This window comes from Gordonia sp. N1V (assembly GCF_029269935.1).
GTDB lineage: Bacteria > Actinomycetota > Actinomycetes > Mycobacteriales > Mycobacteriaceae > Gordonia > Gordonia polyisoprenivorans.
In genome coordinates this window covers 15,937-32,634 of record NZ_JARJDD010000009.1, presented here as the reverse complement: position 1 = coordinate 32,634, position 16,698 = coordinate 15,937, and the positions used below count along the sequence as shown (strand labels likewise).

Here is a 16,698-nt window from a genome sequence, read left to right as displayed (position 1 = left end):
GTTTCGGGTCTTCGCTGCTTCGGGTACTTCGAGGTGTTTCGTTGACGTTCGCGCCGCCTACTGAATGGCGTTGATCGAGGCCTGCAGCTTCTGCTGGAAGTCACTCGGGAGCGGGATGTAACCCGCGTTGATCAGTTCCTGCCCTTGATTCTGCGGCGCCGAGGCGACCGAGAGGAAGGACTTGACGCCCTGCCCGACCGAGGTGTCGGAGTACTTCGAGCAGACAATCGAATATGTTGCCAGAACGATCGGGTAAGCACCGGCCGAGGTGGGCTTGTAGAACGACGAGGTGTCGATCACCATGTTGTGGTTGTCCGGGCCGTTCTTGAGGGTGGCCGACTCGATGGTCTTGCCACCCGACTCCGCCGTCAACGCCACACCGCTGCGATCCTGATCGGTGATGATCTTGGCCATCGACAGGTTGTTGGACTGCGCGTAGGCCCACTCGACGTAGGCGATCGAACCCGGGGTCGGCTTCACGGCCGAACCCACACCGGGGTTGCCCTGCTTGCCCTCGCCAACACCGCCGTTGAAGGTCTTGCCGTCACCCTTGGTCCAGCCACCGGCAGCGGTCAGGTACTTCTGGAAGTTGTCGGTGGTACCCGACTGATCGGCGCGGTAGATGACGCTGATCGGGGTCGCCGGCAGGGTCTTGCCCGGGTTATCGGCGGTGATCACCGGATCGTTCCAGGTCTTGACCTCGCCGCTGAAGATCTTGGCCAGCGTCGGGCCGGACAGTGCGAGGTCGCTGACCCCGTCGACGTTGTAGGCGACCGCGATCGGACCGAAGACCAGCGGCAGCTGCCAGGCCTCGGAACCGGTGCAACGCGCGGCTGCCTTGCTGATCTCGTCACCCTTGAGCGGGGAGTCGGAGCCACCGAAGTCGGTGAGGCCCTGGGTGAAGTCGGAGACACCCTGGCCGGAGCCGCCGCCACCGTAGGCGAGCTCGTAGCCCGGGCAGGTCTTGGCGAACGACGTGGAGAAGATCTTCATCGCGTTGGCCTGGGCGGTCGAGCCGCTGGCCTTGAGCGACTGCTTGCCCTCGCATTTGACATTGGCGACGGCCGACGCGGGTGCCGCGCTGGTGGTCCCCTTGTCCGCGTTACTGCTACACGCGCCGAGAATGAGGGCCGAGCTGGCCGCCATGGCGGCGACAACAGCACCTGTACGACTCAATTTCACTTCTGGTTCCTCCAGCATCAAAACACGGCAGTCGGGCCATGCGACCCTGCCCGGTCGAGCTGACCTTATGGGGCAGTGATGGACGGTCCCCCGACGAAAGGTGAACGGAAGATGAATTGGACGACTCGGACATGTCGATTCCGGTCACATCGTCTCCCGACCGGATGCGTAGATCGGACAATCACCCCTCGGAGCTGGACCGATACGTCCCATTTCGGGTCGCTGTGGCCCTCCACACGCCGACACCGCGTGCCACGCGCCACGCGTGGCCTGCGGCCCGCGCTCGGCACCCGGGTGAGCGTGCGGTGAATGCCGGGTTGCCGTCGGGTGCGCGCCAGCGCAAAGCCCATCCCGACGCCTTCAATTTAGGTAAGGCTTGGTAAAGTTGTCACGATTCTCATGGCGACACAGCGAACCCCTGATCCCGCACTCCCGACATCCCGGGTCGCGATGCCACGCGGGTCCATCCCTCGGCAATCGGTTCGCAGCGCGGCCCTCGACCGCCACCACAGCCGCCGGCGCTCGGCGTTGGTCGTGGGACCAGTGGTGGTTCAGTCCGTGGCGCAGGTGCGCGAGCGAGTGCGCGCGATGGCTGCGGCCGGCCCGTTCACGCGGGTGGGCCTGCACCCCACACCAGCGCGTGCACGATGGACCCACGATCCCGACGCCGGTGGTTGCCAGGTGCGGGCGAGCAGGGGCGGCGACGATCCGCTGCGTCTGCTCGACGAGGTCCGCAGCGGCCCCGATCGGCCCCTGCGCGTCGTACTCGGTGACGAGCACATCGCCATCGATTTCGATCACGGTCTCGGCGACGCCGCACTGCTCAACGTCGTCGTCGCGGTGATCCTCGGGTCCACCGATCCGCATGATCGCCGGACGTGGCGCCGATTCGGCCACCGCACACCGCCGCTGGCGCTAGCCTCGGCCGCGGTCTGCGCGGATCCACGCCGCGTGGTCGCGCTGGCGCGGCTGCTACGTCGGACGCCGACGGAGCCCGGAGGAGTCCGGACCACCGGCGAAGCGGCGTCGATACCCGGCGGTTCCGGCACCGTCGGCGGCGTCGACGCCGCAACCGGCCGCCGCCCACGCGCCACCCTCGCCCACGTCCCCGCGGCCACGGTCGCCGAGGTCCGCGCCGCCCGGGACCGTGACCGTCCCGGGGTGGGGATGTACGCGCTGACCACCGTCGCGCTCGTCGATGCGCTCGTCGAGGCCGGCGTCGATCTGCATCCGACGATCACCGCTCCCTTCGACGCCCGCGTCTATCTCCCCCGATCCCGGAACACGCTCGCGAATTTCTCTGCCGGACTGGCATTTCCGGTTCCGCCCGGCAGTGACCCGGACGAACTTCAACGCGCCCTGACGGCGTCGGCACGGATGGGGCGGCCCATCGCCAACCTTGCGATCACCTCGGTCAAGACGCTCGCGTCCTCCCGGCGCACAGCCGACCCACCGCCCGCGGCACTCACCGATGTGCCGGTGCCGCTGCTCCATTCAAGTGTGGGCACCGTGCCGGGCCGCGATCACCGCTGGACGTGGCTGGCCGACGAGCGGGCGCGGGTGTTCTCGGTCGCCGACCCCCCGACGCCGCAGGGCCTCACCGTGACGACCGCGCTCGTCGGAGGCGGGATGTCTGTGGCCGCAGCCCATTTCGACGACGCGGTGTCCTCCGCCGCGGTCGCCGACGCACTCGCCGCCCTGCCCGATCGTCTCCGTGCCCTGGTCGCGCTCACCTGAGCGCGTATCGACCGAGCACCCACACCCAGGAGTCCCCTCATGCCCAGGAGTCCCCTCATACGTTGTCAGGTCGCGATCATCGGTGCCGGCCCGGCGGGATTGTCGCTGGCGATGATGTTGCACCGTCAGGGTATCGACGCCGTCGTCCTCGAGGCGCGCGACGAGGCGCACGTGCGCGCCCGGGTTCGCGCCGGCGTGATCGAACAGACCACCGTCGACACCCTGACCGAACTCGGCGTCGCCGGTCGCCTGCACGCGCAAGCGCTGCGCCACAACGGTTTCTACCTCCGGTTCGATCGCCACACCCACCACCTCGACTTCCACCGGCTGACCGGGCGCAACGCATTCGTCTACGGGCAGGCCGAGATCGTCGCCGACCTCATCGACGCCCGCACGGCGGCCGGGTTGCCGCTGGTGTTCGACGCCGCCGACGTCCAGATCGGCCCGACCGACGGCCCCACCACCGAGCTCACCTACACCGTCGACGGCCGCACCCATCGCCTCACCGCCGACTTCGTCGCCGGCTGCGACGGCTTCCACGGGGTGTCCCGAACCCGCCTGCCGTCCTCGGTACGCACCATCGAACGCGTGTATCCCTTTGCATGGCTGGGCATCCTGGCCCGAACGACTCCGGTGACCGAGGAGGGCATGTACTGCGCCCACCCCGACGGGTTGTCGGTCCACAGCATGCGCGGCACACACATCACGCGCCAGTACCTCCAGGTGCCGGCCGACACCGATCTCGCCGACTGGCCCGACGAACGTATCTGGGCCGAATTACGCAGGCGCAGTGCCTCCGACGATCATCCGGAGCTGCAGACCGGAGAGATCTTCGACCGCAGCCTCGCCCCGCTGCGCAGCGTGGTCACCGAACGCATGCAGCATGGTTCGCTGTTCCTGCTCGGCGACGCCGCCCACATCGTGCCGCCCACCGGCGCCAAGGGGCTCAACCTCGCGGTGTCGGACGCGAGTGTGCTGTCCCATGCCCTCGGGGTGTTCTACCGCGACGGTGACCGCACCCCCCTCGAGAACTACACCGACACCACGCTGCCGCGGATCTGGCAGGCGCAGAATTTCTCCTGGACGCTGACCTCGGTGCTGCACCGCTTCACCGACGACCCGTTCGACTGGGGGTTGCGGCGCGCGAAGCTGACCCGGTGGGTCGCTTCCCGTGCCGAGCAGGAGGCGCTCGGCGAGGTCTATCTCGGGTTACCGTTTCCCACCCCGTGGCGCCCGGAGTGAGACCGGTCACTCGCGGAACCGATTGGTAGCGAAGGCAACTCGTCGACGTCGAGGCCGAGCACCCGGCGGCACACGTCGAGCGCCGCGCGGTGATCGAGGTCGGATTCGGTGCGCGTTCCCCGCGCGTCGGTGACGATCAGCCGATAGTGGTCGATGCCGCCGGTGATGCTCACGCGGCCGCCGTCGACGGGCCGGGTGGCGATGAGCGAGCCGGTGAATCGTGACCGCGGCGAGGTGCTGTGCCACCAGGCCATCGCCTCGAACTCGGCGAGTTCCCGCGTGTACGGCTCCAGAAGGTAGGCCGCCGACCCGCATTCGATACGGCGTTCGGCGACCGAGGCCAGGTCGATGGGCCGGCAGACCATCTCGCCACCGAATCCGACGTCGACGAGCCACGGCTCTCCGCCGACCTGCGCCAGCACGGCCATGTGCCCGAGCGGCGGGCCGAGACCGGCGGCCGACTCCACCCTTGCGCCGACGACGTCCGCATCGATACCCAACGCACGCAACGCGAGCAGCAGCAGCCCGTTGAGTTCGTAGCAGATCCCGCCCCGACGGCCGTCGACGAGCCTGTCGACGATGACGTGCGGGTCCACCTCGACGGGCGTCCCGAGGTGAATGCCGAGATTCTCGAACGGGATTCGCCGATGTTGCGCGGTGGCGATCGCGACGACGAGGTTCGCCGGGTCGGCGGCGACATCGGTCACGCCGATCCTCGAGAGATACGCGGCCGGCCGAAGCGGCGCCCCCGCGCTGATCGGCGAGGTGTCGGTTGCGTCCACGAAAACAGGATAGGCTAACCTCATCCTCCATGGCGCCCGAGGTCTTCTGGTACATCAATCCGACCGACGGTGACGTCCCGTGGGAACCGTCGCTGCGGACCGAACCCACCTTCGAGGTGATCCGGCATCAGGCCCGCACCCTCGACCGGCTCGGCTACGGCGGGGCACTGACCACCGCGCGCGAACCGATCGCGCTCGTCCCCGAGACCGAGAATCTGCGCTTTCTGATCCCGGTGTACCCGGGCGTGAAGCCACCGGCGATGCTCGCCGAGGAGGCACAGGTCTTCGACCAGTACTCGGGCGGGCGCCTGATCTTCAATCAGGTCAACGGTGCCGACGCCGTCCTCGCCCGGTACGGCCAGTACGCCTCGAAGGCGCAGCGGTACCGGCTCTCGGCCGAATACTGGACCCAGGTCAAACGTCTCTACGCCGACGCCACCGACGCCTACGACGGCGAATTCTTCTCCTACGGACCGCGATACAAGCCCGCGATCCCCGGCCCCCGACAGCCCGGCGGCATCGAGGTCTGGGGAACCGGCGCATCACCGGAGGGCATTGCCCACGCGGCCGAGGTCCTCGACGTGTACCTGTCGTTCATGTCGGCACCTGCGGACCTGTCGACACTGTTCACCCGGGTCCGTGACGCCGCCGCAGGCCGCGGCCGGTCGCTGCGCTTCGGCGTGCTCGCCAGCGTCATCGTGCGCGAGACCGACGAGCAGGCGTGGGAGCGGTTCTCCGATCAGCTGTCCCGCACACGCCCGGAGACGGTGCTCGCGACGGCCGACCGCAACCTGCGCAGCTTCGGCTTTCCCGGGCTCGACGAGATCACCAGTCCCGACCCGCAGGTGCAGGGCCGTATCGACGCCCTGCGTGCCGGGCGCATCCCCGGGCGCGACCTACTCGAGTTCGCCCCGAGCATGGCCGCCGGGCTGACCACCTGGACCGCCGCCGAACCTCCCTTCGACATCGCCGGCAAGGGCACCGGAACGTACTTCGTCGGCAGCGCCGAGAACGTGGCCCGCGCGATGAACACCCTTGCCGCACAGGCCGGTATCGACATCTGGATTCTGTCGGGCTGGCCGCTGGCCGCGGAGGCCGAGATCGCCGCCGATCTCCTGCTGCCGCTGCTCGGTGCGCCCGCCACCCCCGCGGTGGCCTGACGGCCCGCTATCGGCGCAGACGCACCGTGGCCACCACGCCGCGGTGATCGGATCCCGGTAGGTCCACCGTACGCAGCGACGTCGGTACCGGCCCGCCGCGGGTCATGACGTGATCGATCCCCAGCATCGGTGGTATCCGACGGTTCGCGGGGTACGTGGCGGCGGCGCCCGCGCCGGTGAGTTCGGCGGCGTCGAGCAGGCCCGGTGATCCGTCGGGACCGTGGCCGCGCAACAACTCTCGAAACTGCCGATGATCCCAGGTGGAGTTCATGTCGGCGCCGACGATCGTCGGGAGTGTCTCGGCGTTCAGGATCGACGAGAGTCGGGAGAGTTCGGACTGCCAGCGCCAGGCCGGCTCCGGCCACGGCGGCAACGGATGCAGTGCGTAGACGGCGTGGCGGCCGTGGCCGTCGATGTCGGCCACCGCGCGCACGTTCCCCAGGCGGAAATGCTCCAGCACCATACCCTCGACGAGGGGGAACCGGGAGAAGATGCCGATCCCCCGGCCGTCGGGCAGGGCGTGGGTGAACGAATACCCCAGCGTCGCAGCCAGAGTCGAGGAGCGTAGGCGCGTCAGCGCCGCGTCGGTGAGTTCGACGACGGTCAGAATGTCGACCTTCTCGGCGCGCACCGTGGCGGCCAGCGCGTCGGTGTCGGCGGCGCCGAGGTAGATGTTGGCCTGCATGACCACGAGATCATCGGCCCGCGCCGACGCCGAGCCGACGTAGAGCGGTACCTGGGTCACCACGCCGGCCGCCACCACGAAGGTCGCGAGCACCGCACCGAGCCTGCGCCGTGCGGCGAGCAGCGCGGCCAACCCGACGATCGAGGCCAACACCAGCAACGGCGTGAACGCGGCGATCCGGCTGGCCGTCGAGCTGGTCAGCGGCGAATGATGGGCGGCCACCCCGGCGGCGCCCGCACCGACCAGCACCACGCCGACAATCGTTGTCACCCAATGGATCACACTCCACCGGATCACACCCCGCCGAATCACACCGAAGCGGGTCACCCCGGTAGAGCTCGAACGACGACCACCTGTTGCCGGGGCCGGCTCACCCATAGGCGACGTCGATGGCGTAGCGGGTGAAGCCCAATCGCTCATAGGTGTGCTGCGCCGCGGTGTTGTCACCCTCCACGTACAGCAGCACCTCGTCGACACCCCGCTCGGCAAAGTAGTGCAGACCCGCCAGCGTCAGCAGCCGCCCGAGACCGCGACCCTGCGCGGCCGGATCGACACCGACGACGTAGACCTCGCCGAGCCCCGGCCCCTGCGTCTTGGTCCAGTGAAAACCCAAGAGCGGTCGGCGATCTGATTCGCCGGCACCGGCCGCGGCGTCGAACGCCAGGAACAACCCGGCCGGGTCGAACCAGTCCGATGCCACGCGCTCGGTGATCTGCTCGGGGGCCCACCCACCCTGCTCGGGGTGCCAGGCGAAGGCGGCGTTGTTGACGCGAAGGATCTCCGCGTCATCCGAAGACCCTGCGTAGGTGCGCAATTCGATGTCGGCGGGGACGTCGAGGGCGGGTAGGCCATCGGCTCCACCGGTTCGCCGCAACTGCAACAACTCTCGCCGACGCTGCAGCCCGAGCGATGCGGCCAACGCCTGCGCGGCCGGGAGATCGCCGTGCGCCCAGGCCCGCACGGCGTCCGAGGTGGGGGCGGCGCCGGCACGTTCGCGCGCCGCCGTGAAGGCGGTTTCGAGGAGTGCCCGGCCGTGCCCCCTGCGACGCTGTTCAGGATCGACGACGGCCTCGATCATCGCCGGCTCGTCGTCACGGCCGGCAACGATGTTGGCGTAGCCGGCCGCGCTGATGACGTGTCGAACGCCCACGCCGGCACCGTCGATGGCGAGGACGGCCTGTTCCGACAGTGGCGCCACCCCGTCGGCCGCGGTCGCTGCCGCGACGACACGGTGTGCGTGGGCGGCCATCTCGGGCGTCAGGGACTCGATGACGTCAACCTCGGGGACCTCGACCTCAGGGGGCACTGAACTCCTCGTCGAAGGGATCGATCCGGGTGTCGCCGATGTCGCCGAGGTCCTCGCCGGGGAGTTCGTCTCCCGCGTCCGCGGTCTCGTCGTCGGCGGTCTCCGCCGAGGCGGAGCGGCCGCGCGTCGGGCGCACGGCCTTGTAGCCCACGTTACGGACGGTGCCGATCAACGACTCGTGGTCGCTGCCGAGTTTCGCGCGCAGGCGCCGGACGTGGACGTCGACGGTGCGGGTGCCACCGAAGAAGTCGTATCCCCAGACCTCCTGCAGCAACTGCGCCCGGGTGAAGACACGACCGGCGTTCTGCGCCAGATACTTCAGGAGCTCGAACTCCTTGTAGGTCAGATCCAACGGGCGCCCGCGCAGACGGGCGGTGTAGGTGCCCTCGTCGATGACCAGCTCACCGAGCGTGACCTTGCCGGAGGCCTCCTCGGCGCTGATGCCGCGGGTGCGCACGACCAGCAGACGCAGGCGGGCGTCGAGTTCGGCGGGGCCCGTCCCGGGCAGCAGGAACTCGTCGAGTCCCCAATCCGCATTCACCGCGACCAATCCGCCCTCGGTGAGCACCGCGGCCACCGGCACCGCCGATCCGGTGCTGCCGAGCAGCCGGCACAGTCCGCGGGCCGCGGCCAGGTCGGTGCGGGCGTCGACGATCGCGACGTCGGCGTTACCCGCCTCCATCAGCGACGACACCTCCGTCGGAGCCACCCGCACGGTGTGCGCGAGCAGCGACAGGGACGGCAATACCGACTCCGGGTTGGGATCGGCGGTCAACAACAGGAGATCCACGTCCTTCTCCGATCTTCCTCGTCGCGCCTCGCGCACCTTACGTCCCGAGGCAGGGGGCCTCGGGGATGGTCGTACCCCGTCTCCCGGCCACCTCGACGTTGAGGCGATCCACCGATCGCGCCTGAAAGGGCATGTTTACTCTGCCTTACCAACATGTGCGCGACAGATGACAGAATAGCCGCAATGTCACGTTCGGCTGTTAACAAGGCAGACTCGGAGGCCGTGACCTCGGACGCAGCGACCCCCGCACCCTCGCGACATCGGCTGCGACGCACGCTTCTGGTGACGCTTGCGCTCGTCGTCGTCGTGGGTGCCATCGCGGCGATCGCCGACACCGTCGCGGCAAGTCGCGGCGAACATCGCCTCTCGACGTCCCTCGCGAGTGCACCGGGTATCGCTTACCGGCCCGAGGTGACGCTCGGCGGCTTCCCGTTCCTGACCCATGCCTCGTCCGGCGAGTTCACCGGCGCCACGATCACCGCCCGCGGGGTGCCGATCGCGCAGGGATGCTCGTATCCGGCGGCCGGCCCCTGCTTCGCCGAACTCGGGGCGACACTCGGGGCGCTGCGGGTCCCCGACGGCTTCGACATCGGGCCCACCGACACCCTGCACATCGATTCGGTCACCGCCTACTCGCGACTGGACTCGGTGAATCTGGGCCGCATGCTGGGCATCCTGGATCTCACCGTCAACACCCCCGCCGGCCCCGACCGTGTCGGCGGCGGCGGACCCCAGTTCGGCAACCTCGAGCGCACCTCGGGGATCGTGCTGACCGGATCGGTGGCGCTGCCGCCGGCCTCGGCGCCGCCAACCGGTGCGACGCCGAGTCCGCAGCGCGCGCCGTCGGCCTCGGAGTACCCGGGCCCGCGGACCAGGGTCAGCGTCACCGTCGAGGTATCGGTGCGCGATGGCCGGCTGCACCTGCAGGCGACGGGCTTCTACACCGGGCCCGAAAAGCACGTCGACGCACCGGAACTCGCCGGCGCCGACAAGTCCGCTCTACGCGCGGCCGTGTTCGCGCGTTTCACCGCCACGCTGCCGCTGCTGCCCATGCCGTGGGACCTGCCGGCGACCGGGGCACACAGCTCGGGCAGCGACATCCTGCTCACCGCCGGGTCCGGGCCACGCGACCTGCTGCCCGCGCGCTTCTGACCTCGACGATCGCAACCACGGCCGGGCCGGGGACACGCTTGCGGCGGGCACCGCTCGCTGTTGTACCCTCGTGGACATGCAACAGCGCCGTGAGTTCATGCTCACCCGCCGCCGGGCGATCGACTTCTGTCGAGTCGCCGACTGTTGCTGTCGCATCACGATGTGATCGTCTCGCTCGCGCCGGCCCGTCCCGCCCGAGTCGCACGGTCACTCGATGCCGGCCGGTCCAGGCGCGTTTCCCATGACGACGCCGTCCACCGAGATCCCGGGCTCTCCGCCGATCATGCCGTCATCATCCGCCGAAGTTCGTCGGCGTCCGACGCCGATCGCCTTCATCGCTGTTTCACGATCATCTCCACTACACCCGATACCCACATCTACGGGAGGAAACACCCATGGCACGTTCCGACGTCCTGGTCAGCGCCGATTGGGCTGAGCAGAACCTGCACACCGACAAGGTCGTGTTCGTCGAGGTCGACGAGGACACCAGCGCCTACGACGGCGGCCACATCGAGGGCGCGGTCAAGCTCGACTGGAAGACCGACCTGCAGGATCCGGTTCGTCGTGACTTCGTCGACCGCGAGCAGTTCTCCAAGCTGCTCTCCGAGCGCGGTATCGCCAACGACGACACCGTCGTGCTCTACGGCGGCAACAACAACTGGTTCGCGGCGTACGCCTACTGGTACTTCAAGCTCTACGGCCACCAGGACGTGAAGCTGCTCGACGGCGGCCGCAAGAAGTGGGAGCTCGACGGCCGGCCGCTGTCCACCGATGCCGTGAGCCGTCCGGCCACCGAGTACAAGGCCGCCGATCCGGACAACTCGATCCGCGCCTTCCGCGACGAGGTCGTCGACGCCATCGGCGCCAAGAACCTCGTCGACGTGCGCAGCCCCGACGAGTTCTCCGGCAAGATCCTCGCCCCTGCCCACCTGCCGCAGGAGCAGAGCCAGCGTCCCGGCCACATCCCCGGTGCCATCAACGTGCCGTGGAGCAAGGCCGCCAACGAGGACGGCACCTTCCGCAGTGACGACGAACTCGCCGAGCTCTACAAGGACGCCGGCCTCGACGGCGAGAAGGAAACCATCGCCTACTGCCGCATCGGCGAGCGTTCCAGCCACACCTGGTTCGTTCTGCAGGAGCTGCTGGGCCACAAGAACGTCAAGAACTACGACGGCAGCTGGACCGAATACGGCTCGCTCGTCGGCGTTCCGGTTGAACTGGGAGAAGGTAAGTAATCATGTGTGCTGCACCCAAGCAGGGACAGAAGCTGCCCGCGGGCGTCGATGTCGAGAAGGAGACCGTCCTGACCGGACAGGTCACCGACAACTCCGGGAGCCCCGTCGCGGGTGCGTTCGTGCGGCTGCTCGACGAGACCGGTGAGTTCACCGCCGAGGTCGTCGCCAGCCCCACCGGCGACTTCCGCTTCTTCGCCGCGCCCGGCAAGTGGACGCTGCGTGCGCTGAGCTCGGTCGGCAACGGTGACGTCACCGTCAGCCCGGACGGACCCGGCGTGCACACGCACGACATCACCGTCAGCAAGTAAGTCCACACGGACTCCCCGACGGCCCGGTCACCCTCGCGGTGGCCGGGCCGTCGGCGTTCTCACCTGTTCTTCCTCGGGTCTTCCCAGGGCGGCCCGTGATTCATCTTTCACTCGGCCGGTCCGACGACGTCCGCGCACACCCCGAGAGGTAAACTGCCACCCGTGGTCCTCTTCTTCGAAATCCTGCTGGGTCTGGCAACGCTGCTGATCATCTGGTTCACGCTGTACGTGATCTACCGCCTGGTCAACGACGAATCGTGACCCTGCCGTCCGACGGACAACCCGACCCCGACGGGGCCGATATCCCACGTCGGTCGGGTGACGAGGCGATCAACCAGGCCGAGGTCCGTGCCGCCGAATCCGGCAGCCGCGAACGCAACGCCCCCTCGTGGGACGATCTGCCGTTGCCCGCCGACACCGCCAATCTGCGGATCGGCGCCGACCTGCATCCGGGCCTGCTCGCCCTTCTGCCGATGGTCGGAGTCTGGCGCGGCGAGGGCGAGGGCCACGACCCGGTCAGCGGCAACGACTACCACTTCGCCCAGCAGATCGTGGCCAGCCACGACGGACAGAACTTCCTCAACTGGGAGGCCCGTTCGTGGGTGATCGACGAGGACGGGAACTTCGTCCGACCCGATCTGCGTGAGGCCGGCTTCTGGCGGATCGGCGAGGACGACAGCATCGAACTCCTCCTCACCCACGCCGAGGGCTCCATCGAGCTGTACTACGGCCGCCCGCTCAATCAGACGTCGTGGAATCTGACCACCGACGTCGTCATCCGCTCCGAGTCGGGCAAGCACACCGGCGGCGCCAAGCGTCTCTACGGCATCGTGCCCGACGGCGATCTCGCCTACGTCGAGGAACGCGTCGATGCCGAGGGGGACCTCACCCCGCGCCTGTCGGCCAAGCTGCGGCGTCACGTCGGCTGACGCAATCGTCATGCTGCGCGATCACACGGGAGCCCCTCGCTCGCTACCGGTGTATCTCGCCATGATGTGGGTCCCGTTTCTATTCACCCTGGTCATGGGACCGCCTGCGCCCACCGCGGTCACGTCTGTCCTCGCGGTGGTGCTCATCGCACTCGCGGCCGGCACCGCTGCGCATCCGGTCGCCCGACGTCTGATGCTGCGTGTGCTGGCGGCGCTGCGCATCAGTCCGCAGCGCACTCCGCCACCGGTCGATCGCACGCTGTGGCGCCGGCGCCGCCGGCCACAACTTCTTCGTGAACTGATTCTTGCTGTGCGCGTGGGTGATCCGCGCGCGCCGGCGGCACTGGTCTGACGACCGGTTCCCTTGTCCGCCGTACCCGAGGATCTCTCATCTCATGCTGTCCATCACCGGTGCCACACGCACCATTGATCATCAGACCCTGTTCACCGGACTCGATCTCGTCGTTCCGCCGGGCGGTTGCGCCGCCGTCGTCGGACCCAATGGCAGCGGCAAGAGCACCCTGCTGCGGTGCGTCATCGACGACGACCGGCTCGACGCCGGCTCCATCGACGTTTTCGGGATGGCTCCAGACGATCGGTCGCCGCGCTTTCGCGCGCTTGTCTCCGCCGATACCGGCGACGACGCAACGTTCTTCGACGTGACTGTCGCAGAGCACCTCGAATTACTCGTCCGCACACATCGAACCGGCGCCACCGACGTCGACGCGGCGCTCACCCATGCCGGGCTCGGTGACCTTGCCGATCGCTACCCGCACACGTTGTCCTCCGGTCAACGACAACGTTTCGCACTCGCGGCAGCGTTCCTCCGGCCATCACGGCTGCTGGTGCTCGACGAACCCGAGCGTGCACTCGACGCCGACGGTCAACAATGGGCGGCCACCGAGATCGAGACTGCCGCTTCGTCGGGACGCGCCGTTCTCATCGCATCACACAGCGCGACGCTGGTGCAGCGCTGCGCCGACCAGATCGTGGAGTTGGGTCGATGAGCACCCGGTTCGGTGAACGTCTCGGCGGCCTACGGCCGCACTGGATGCGACGCTACGACGTCTCGTGGGTGGAGGTCGTCTTCTGCGTGGCGGTCCTCGCCGGCGGGGTCGGCACCCTGCTCGCGCCGTCGCGAGTTGCCTCGGTCGTTCAGCTCACCGGAGCGGCGGCCACTCATCCGCTGCCGGCGTTACTGATCGGCATCATCGTGGTCGCGGTCTTCGCGTCCCGTTGGGCGAGAGTGTGGGGTCCGGTACGCGTCTCACGGGCGGTCGCGCGATGGACCTTGTCGGGCCCAGCGCCGCGCGGACGCGTTCTGGGGAGGCACCTGGCGCGTGTCGGAATCTCGTCGATCCTCGTATGTCTCTGCGGTGCAGCACTGTTGGGACTTCTCCGGCCAGACCTCATGGTGGCATCGATGATCGTGGGCGGTACCGCGGGCCTGACGGCCGCCGGAGCGGCCTACCTCGCGCAAGTCGTCGATGATCGACGCCGTGGTATCGCCCCTCCCCTGCGGGAACTCTCCCCGGCCACCCTTCATCGCCGGACGATAGCGCCCACCGATGGATACTCGGGGGCGCTCGGCCTCACGGTCTCGACGATGGATGTCACCTGGCTCACCGACGCCCGGGTGGTTCGCTGGCAACGATGCCATCTCGCGTCCAGGGGCCCTCGACTCGTCGACTCACCGACGTTCTCGTTGGTGCAATTGGACTTTCGCCGTCTCCGACGCCATCCGGATTCGGTGATCCGCGCGTTGCTGTGTCTGATGGCTCTGATGGTCATCCCACAGGCGTTGTTGTTTCGTCACGGATCTGCGGTGGTGGTCGCCGCGCTGGCCTACTGCGCGGGGAACTCGGTGACCGACGGGTTGCGCACGGCCGGCGGTGGTCGCGCACTCCGACGAGCACTCGCCCTCGACGATCGCACACTCTGGGCTGCTCACATGGTGGTTCCCGGCGTCGTGGTGGCGATTGCCACCTGCATAGCGGCCCTCGCCTGGCCGCTGCCCGGGTCGTCGGTCGTGGTGTTGTTCGTCGGCTCGACGATCGCGGTCCTGCGGCGCGCCACGCGACCGCCTCTTCCCTACGACTCGGTGGTGGTGAACGAACCTCTCGTCACCGGGGCATCCGTCCAACCCTTTCTGCTGACAACGCAGGCGCGAGGGTTGGTGGCAATGGCAGTCACCGCCGCCGCGGTGAGCATGCTCGGCTGAGCCTCACACCGACGGCGGCATGTGGCCCGTCGGTGTGTACGCGGGCGGTGCGTAGGCGGCCGGCACAGGCGCCTTGCCACCCCAGATGATTCCGCCGATTCCCAGCAGCACCACCACGACCCCGAGGACGACGTTCAGGATCGCCGACGGTCCGGCCGAGAACGTGTAGTGGGCGTCGACATACTGCGACGAGTCGTTGTCGAAGGTGCCGACCACAGCCGAGGGGTCGACGACCGCCACCGTCGCCACGCCCGCACCGATGACCCCGAACACCACGTTCACCGCGGAGAATCCGCGCCGGGCGACGTTGCACAGGATGAGGATCGACGACAGCAGCGTCGGGAAGAGGATGAGTAAGGGCAGTAGCACCCCAGGGAAGACGACCGCATGCGATCCGCCCATCAGCGGCAGTCCCTCACCCTGCGAGGTCCAGTGAGCCCATCCGTTGAACGTCGAGTCGCCGCCGTCGTTTGCGGTCACCGTCGCGAAGGTGAGAAACCCGAAAACACCGATCAGCAACCACGCCAGCATCGTGCACGCGGCAAACGTCCGCGTCAGCGCGACATGACGCAGCGGCGGCTTCGGCTGTGGTGTGAACGGTGCTGCCCCATACGCACCGGGCACCCCGTAGCCGCCCGGGTACTGGCCGCCACCCCACGGCTGCGGCGTCGACGGACCCCATTGCTGGTGTGGGTACGGATTCGAATAATGGCTCCCCGGTTCATTCACCGCGCATACGCTACCGCCAATCCCCCCATGCCACCCGGAAGGTCGATCAGCATGACGATTTGCCCGGTTTCCGCCGGAAACGTCGTACACGAGAACGTCATACACATCAGGCGTCATACCCATCAGGGGCGCACGTGGATGACGTCGACGACGACCGGCCGCCCGGAATCCCGCGCCGCCTGCACATAGTGGATGCCGGGGCCCGGTGGGATCGGGATCGATTCCCCGGGGAGCGCGACGACGAGGTCGAAGGCCCCGCCGAGCCCGGTCATCAGCACCGCGATCCGTCGCGGCCCCCGATTGTGGACCACGGCCATCCCCGCGACACTCTCGCAGCACACCCCGGCGTCCGTGGCGTCGTATCTTCCTGCGATGCTGTCGGACGCCGCACCCGACTGATCGGGCTCGGCCGACGGCGCCGGCGAATACGGCGTCCAGAACTCGTCCGCACCGGGCATACGCGGCCAATCGACCTCGTCTGGCCGTGGCGGGTGGATGAGGAAGGCGGGCTCACCGTCGTCGACGATCTGGCCGACGATGACCGGCCGCCCGCCGCGGCGTTCGGCCTGCAGCACGTGGAACTCGTTGTCCGGCAACGCCGCCGATGATCCTGCGCTCAGTGGCGTGAGCCGGGCACCCGACATCGCGGTGAAGCCGGGAATCGAGAGTACGGCGAGATCGGTGCGGCCGCGGTTGTGCAGGGTCAGACGCGAGTCCACGGAATCGGCAGTCAACGTGTACGTGAGCCCGCCGGCGTACCCCGCGATCCAGGTACCCGCGCCGTCGTCGTTCCAGTCGCGATCGCCCGGGGTGAGAAAGCGCGACAACCCGCCGGTGGGTACCGAGAACTCCCGCGTCGATGCGGTCGCAATGCCCACGGTTGCCGATGAGGCAGTTGCTGACGAATCCAGGATCCCGGTGTTCATGACGTCTCCCGCGTTGGTGAGCTGATCTGTGTGCCAGTCCACACCGGCCGGACAGCCCGAACACGAGTAGTGCACTACCCGAAAACCCGGGGTTCACCCCGACGGACCCCACACATGGAACGACCCCCGCACCGCCCGGGAATTCGGGCCGAGCGACCGGACCAGGTCGGGTGCGGGGGTCGGGTGACCACCTGGTATTCGCCGACGCGAGGGATCGATCGAGGGATATCAGATGGATCTCCGCGTCAGCGGATGGTCACCTCACTTGTCCGTTTGCCAATCAACTTCGGACCACCTCCTTCCATGTGTACCGA

Annotated in this window: 17 protein-coding genes; 10 read left to right on the top strand and 7 right to left on the bottom strand. The window is 68.3% G+C overall.

Annotated elements, in window-relative coordinates; translation table 11 throughout:
- Positions 1-57: 57 nt before the first annotated feature.
- Complete coding sequence (gene pstS / locus P3L18_RS13435; RefSeq protein ID WP_216354260.1) at positions 58-1,182, bottom strand: phosphate ABC transporter substrate-binding protein PstS; 1,125 nt, start codon at positions 1,180-1,182, stop codon at positions 58-60.
- Positions 1,183-1,728: 546 nt separating this feature from the next.
- Between pstS and P3L18_RS13430 the strand changes: the two genes are divergently transcribed.
- Together P3L18_RS13430 and P3L18_RS13425 are read left to right on the top strand one after the other, a co-directional pair.
- The gene (locus P3L18_RS13430; RefSeq protein WP_276114325.1) at positions 1,729-2,919 is read left to right on the top strand and encodes a hypothetical protein; all 1,191 of its coding nucleotides are present in this window, start codon (positions 1,729-1,731) and stop codon (positions 2,917-2,919) included.
- A gap of 39 nt (positions 2,920-2,958) precedes the next feature.
- Positions 2,959-4,161, top strand: a complete 1,203-nt coding sequence (locus P3L18_RS13425) for a 4-hydroxybenzoate 3-monooxygenase (RefSeq protein WP_276114324.1) — start codon at positions 2,959-2,961, stop codon at positions 4,159-4,161.
- Here P3L18_RS13425 and P3L18_RS13420 read toward each other — a convergent pair.
- Positions 4,119-4,943, bottom strand: coding sequence for an arylamine N-acetyltransferase (locus tag P3L18_RS13420; protein WP_276114323.1), 825 nt, complete (start codon positions 4,941-4,943; stop codon positions 4,119-4,121). The two genes, P3L18_RS13425 and P3L18_RS13420, sit on opposite strands and share 43 nt — an antisense overlap.
- Positions 4,944-4,972: 29 nt before the next feature.
- Here P3L18_RS13420 and P3L18_RS13415 point away from each other — a divergent pair, with 29 nt between their 5' ends.
- Positions 4,973-6,103 (top strand): LLM class flavin-dependent oxidoreductase, encoded by a 1,131-nt coding sequence (locus tag P3L18_RS13415; RefSeq protein ID WP_276114322.1) that lies wholly within the window; start codon positions 4,973-4,975, stop codon positions 6,101-6,103.
- A 7-nt stretch (positions 6,104-6,110) separates the two neighbouring features.
- Here the strand turns inward: P3L18_RS13415 and P3L18_RS13410 are convergent, their stop codons facing one another.
- The 3 genes from P3L18_RS13410 to P3L18_RS13400 all read right to left on the bottom strand — a co-directional run bounded on the left by P3L18_RS13410 (position 6,111) and on the right by P3L18_RS13400 (position 8,884).
- Positions 6,111-7,058 carry an endonuclease/exonuclease/phosphatase family protein gene (locus P3L18_RS13410; RefSeq protein WP_253194057.1) on the bottom strand — a complete coding sequence of 316 codons (948 nt, stop codon included), beginning with the start codon at positions 7,056-7,058 and terminating at the stop codon, positions 6,111-6,113.
- A gap of 100 nt (positions 7,059-7,158) precedes the next feature.
- The gene (gene mshD / locus P3L18_RS13405; RefSeq protein WP_079930775.1) at positions 7,159-8,094 is read right to left on the bottom strand and encodes a mycothiol synthase; all 936 of its coding nucleotides are present in this window, start codon (positions 8,092-8,094) and stop codon (positions 7,159-7,161) included.
- A complete protein-coding gene (locus P3L18_RS13400; RefSeq protein WP_079930776.1) occupies positions 8,084-8,884 on the bottom strand; it encodes a response regulator transcription factor in 801 nt (266 codons plus the stop codon). Before P3L18_RS13400 ends, mshD begins: the two co-directional genes overlap by 11 nt.
- 222 nt (positions 8,885-9,106) lie before the next feature.
- Here P3L18_RS13400 and P3L18_RS13395 point away from each other — a divergent pair, with 222 nt between their 5' ends.
- The 7 genes from P3L18_RS13395 (at position 9,107) to P3L18_RS13365 (ending at position 14,729) form a co-directional block, all read left to right on the top strand.
- A complete protein-coding gene (locus tag P3L18_RS13395; RefSeq protein ID WP_079930777.1) occupies positions 9,107-10,036 on the top strand; it encodes a DUF2993 domain-containing protein in 930 nt (309 codons plus the stop codon).
- Between the two features lie 395 nt (positions 10,037-10,431).
- On the top strand, positions 10,432-11,271 hold the full coding sequence (locus P3L18_RS13390; RefSeq protein WP_006368138.1) for a sulfurtransferase: 840 nt from the start codon (positions 10,432-10,434) through the stop codon (positions 11,269-11,271).
- A gap of 2 nt (positions 11,272-11,273) precedes the next feature.
- Entirely contained in the window at positions 11,274-11,579 is a 306-nt protein-coding gene (locus P3L18_RS13385) for a DUF1416 domain-containing protein (protein WP_006368137.1), read from the top strand.
- 257 nt (positions 11,580-11,836) lie between these two features.
- A complete protein-coding gene (locus P3L18_RS13380; protein ID WP_079930778.1) occupies positions 11,837-12,508 on the top strand; it encodes an FABP family protein in 672 nt (223 codons plus the stop codon).
- A 10-nt stretch (positions 12,509-12,518) separates the two neighbouring features.
- Positions 12,519-12,860 carry a hypothetical protein gene (locus P3L18_RS13375; RefSeq protein ID WP_276114321.1) on the top strand — a complete coding sequence of 114 codons (342 nt, stop codon included), beginning with the start codon at positions 12,519-12,521 and terminating at the stop codon, positions 12,858-12,860.
- Positions 12,861-12,903: 43 nt separating this feature from the next.
- Positions 12,904-13,515, top strand: a complete 612-nt coding sequence (locus tag P3L18_RS13370; protein WP_276114320.1) for an ATP-binding cassette domain-containing protein — start codon at positions 12,904-12,906, stop codon at positions 13,513-13,515.
- Complete coding sequence (locus P3L18_RS13365) at positions 13,512-14,729, top strand: DUF6297 family protein (protein ID WP_276114319.1); 1,218 nt, start codon at positions 13,512-13,514, stop codon at positions 14,727-14,729. Before P3L18_RS13370 ends, P3L18_RS13365 begins: the two co-directional genes overlap by 4 nt.
- Before the next feature lie 3 nt (positions 14,730-14,732).
- Here the strand turns inward: P3L18_RS13365 and P3L18_RS13360 are convergent, their stop codons facing one another.
- Both P3L18_RS13360 and P3L18_RS13355 read right to left on the bottom strand, forming a co-directional pair.
- On the bottom strand, positions 14,733-15,458 hold the full coding sequence (locus tag P3L18_RS13360) for a hypothetical protein (protein ID WP_276114318.1): 726 nt from the start codon (positions 15,456-15,458) through the stop codon (positions 14,733-14,735).
- 122 nt (positions 15,459-15,580) lie between these two features.
- Positions 15,581-16,384, bottom strand: coding sequence for a hypothetical protein (locus P3L18_RS13355; protein ID WP_253194058.1), 804 nt, complete (start codon positions 16,382-16,384; stop codon positions 15,581-15,583).
- Positions 16,385-16,698 lie beyond the last annotated feature (314 nt).

Bases quoted from the DNA above. Each gene is read 5' to 3' on its own strand.
- P3L18_RS13425 (WP_276114324.1), top strand. From the start codon at position 2,959: ATGCCCAGGAGTCCCCTCATACGTTGTCAGGTCGCGATCATCGGTGCC.
- P3L18_RS13415 (WP_276114322.1), top strand. From the start codon at position 4,973: ATGGCGCCCGAGGTCTTCTGGTACATCAATCCGACCGACGGTGACGTC.
- P3L18_RS13390 (WP_006368138.1), top strand. From the start codon at position 10,432: ATGGCACGTTCCGACGTCCTGGTCAGCGCCGATTGGGCTGAGCAGAAC.
- P3L18_RS13385 (WP_006368137.1), top strand. From the start codon at position 11,274: ATGTGTGCTGCACCCAAGCAGGGACAGAAGCTGCCCGCGGGCGTCGAT.
- P3L18_RS13375 (WP_276114321.1), top strand. From the start codon at position 12,519: ATGCTGCGCGATCACACGGGAGCCCCTCGCTCGCTACCGGTGTATCTC.
- P3L18_RS13370 (WP_276114320.1), top strand. From the start codon at position 12,904: ATGCTGTCCATCACCGGTGCCACACGCACCATTGATCATCAGACCCTG.
- P3L18_RS13365 (WP_276114319.1), top strand. From the start codon at position 13,512: ATGAGCACCCGGTTCGGTGAACGTCTCGGCGGCCTACGGCCGCACTGG.
- P3L18_RS13355 (WP_253194058.1), bottom strand. From the start codon at position 16,384: ATGAACACCGGGATCCTGGATTCGTCAGCAACTGCCTCATCGGCAACC.